Genomic DNA, 2,748 nt, shown 5'->3' on the forward strand with positions numbered 1-2,748 from the left:
GTCTATAGAGGAAATTAGTTCAGCAGCTGGAACACTATCACAAATGGCTGAAGAGTTACAAGTGTTAATTGAACGATTTAAAGTGTAATGAAAAAGTGCGTGGAAAAATCAATCCACGTACTTTTCGTTTTAGATACGAAGAAATTGGTTTATTAATGAGTGAGAGAGCTGATGTAGGTCATCTTTTTTATTTGAAATTCTAGATGCGAGCCTTTTTATATACTTTCGGACGAGAAAATACAGCTGTTATAGTCATTTGTGGTACAATAAATGTACTATATAGAACAGGGTATAATGAGCAAGAGGTATGAGAGGGGTTATGTTATGCTACATGAAGAGATTGCATCATTTTTTCAAGTTCCTCCACAAGAAGTTGGAAATAATCGAGGCTGGAAATATTACATTCAAGAGAAAAATGATACGTATTCTATAACAGAAGAAATATTATCGAAAGGTACAATGATAGAATTATTTTTTAATGAAGATGATGAGATTCGTCTCGTTTTATATAAAGATGGTCAGCCGATTACAACGATTCAACGTATTGGTGTTCAAAAGGTGGATATTATAAAAGAAGAAGAAACCCTTCAGTTTGTATTAGATCGTATGCCAAGCCGTATGATTCGATTACAGTTAAAACCGTTTCTTGCAATTGAAATGGGATTGTACTGGGAAGTATGTGAAGATTGTGAGTAAAAAACATCCGTTACTAACGGATGTTTTTTTATTCCGCATTAACGGGTAGTAAGGTCCCCACCTCAAGACTAAAAGAAAGGCGAAGAAGATAGGTGGGGATAATTCCTGGCATGCGAGTTCAACTAAGTATATGTGCGGAGAAGAAAACAGTACCGGTGTAAGTTATATTTTATATTAAAATTAATTTTAATATATTAATATTTTTTAATAAGGTTATTTATATATAGACAAAATGAAATTAATTATATAGAATTTACAAAGTATGAGTCGAAAAATGTCGTATATTCCACTCATTCATATTCTTCCTTCGTTTTTTCTTCATTTCATATATTTTAAAATTATCATCTTGGGTAGAACATAAAGGGGGATTTGTATGTCGAAGTTGTTTCAACCATTTCAGAATATGAATGTAGGAAAAAAGCTTCTACTTTCATTTTTTGTCATTTTAATTTCTACTGTTTCTATAATTGGTACTATGTCTTATGAAAGTGCAAAGAAGAATTTTGAAAATCAAATTATGAGTAGTGCCAGTGACAATATTAAAATATTAGATAATGTAATTAATGACATGATTGACGCAAGATATAATGATGTTACACAGTATTCTAAAATGGTTCAGCGTAATATGTATGAAACGGAAAATGGAGAAAATATTAGGAAAATATTTGCGCAGTATGTAAATTTACACCCTGAAGTAATGCAGATTTATGTAGGAACTGATAATGGGGTGTTTATAGAAGAGCCATATGTACAAATGCCTGCAGGTTATAATCCGAAAGAGCGTCCTTGGTACATAGATGCAATGAAAAAAAATGGCGGTATTGTTCTTACACAACCTTACAAAGCTAAATCAAACGGGCAGATTGTTGTTACAATCGCTAAAAAATTAGATGATGGCAGTGGTGTTATCGGTATTGATTTGAAACTTGAAAATTTATTAAAAACAACAAAAACGATTAATATCGGTAAAAAGGGATATGCATTTATTTTAGATCAAAGCCAAAATGTTATAGCCCATCCAGAAGAGAAGTCTGGTACGAAAGCACCTGATTCTTGGGCAAAACCGATGTACGAAACAAATCATGGAACATTCTCGTATTCATATGGAGATAAAGAAAAGAAAATGATATTTGCAACAAATATAAAAACCGGTTGGAAAATCGGTGGTACGATGTATACGGATGAAGTCATTAAAGCGGCAGATCCTATCTTTTATAATACGTTACTGATTGCGGCAATTTCTCTTATATTAGGAGGAGCGATTATTTACTTCATCATACGTTCTATTACGAAGCCTTTAAAACAATTAGTAATTTCATCTCATAAAATTAGTGAAGGTGATTTAACAGAAACGATTGAAGTGCGCTCGAATGATGAAATTGGACAACTTGGAAAAGGTTTCAATGAAATGGCTCAGTCGTTACGTGAGTTGATTTCAAGAATTAATTCTTCAGCAGGACATGTAGCCGCTGCTTCCGAAGAATTAACGGCAAGTGTGAGACAAGCAAGTGAAGCGACTGAACAAATTACAGCGACAATGGATCAAGTTTCAAGCAGCGCAGCAACACAAACAAAAGGTGTTGAACAAGGAGCGATATTGCTTCAAGGAGTGACAGAAGGAATTCAGCTTGTAGCGGATAATTCCTCTGATATTTCCAATTCCTCTGCCTATACACGTGAAAAAGCAGAAGCTGGAGATAAACTTGTTGAACAAACAGTCAATCAAATGCAATCCATTCGTAAGTCAGTTTCAGAATCTGATGCAGTTATTCAATTGTTAGCTGATAAATCGAAACAAATTGGTGATATATTAGAAGTGATTCAAAATATTGCTGATCAAACGAATTTATTAGCATTGAATGCTGCAATTGAAGCAGCGCGAGCAGGAGAACATGGAAGAGGCTTTGCGATTGTTGCTGACGAAGTTCGTAAATTAGCAGAACAATCTAGTACATCTTCAAATGAGATTGGAAAGTTAATTACAGAAATTCAAGAAGATATGAAGAAAACAGTTAGCTCTATGAATCATGTGAATACAGAAGTGCAGTCTGG

Annotated in this window: 1 protein-coding gene and 1 pseudogene; both read left to right on the plus strand. The window is 33.8% G+C overall.

Annotated features, from left to right (window positions below; all coding sequences use genetic code 11):
* Window positions 1-324: 324 nt before the first annotated feature.
* Window positions 325-696, plus strand: coding sequence for a DUF3979 family protein (locus tag ACFQZ1_RS21875; protein ID WP_377884266.1), 372 nt, complete (start codon window positions 325-327; stop codon window positions 694-696).
* 373 nt (window positions 697-1,069) lie between these two features.
* A pseudogene (locus ACFQZ1_RS21880) lies at window positions 1,070-2,748 on the plus strand (methyl-accepting chemotaxis protein); the annotation flags it as partial.

Origin of the sequence: Bacillus sp. CGMCC 1.60114 (genome assembly GCF_042676365.1) — a bacterium.
GTDB classification, from domain to species: domain Bacteria; phylum Bacillota; class Bacilli; order Bacillales; family Bacillaceae_G; genus Bacillus_A; species Bacillus_A rhizoplanae_A.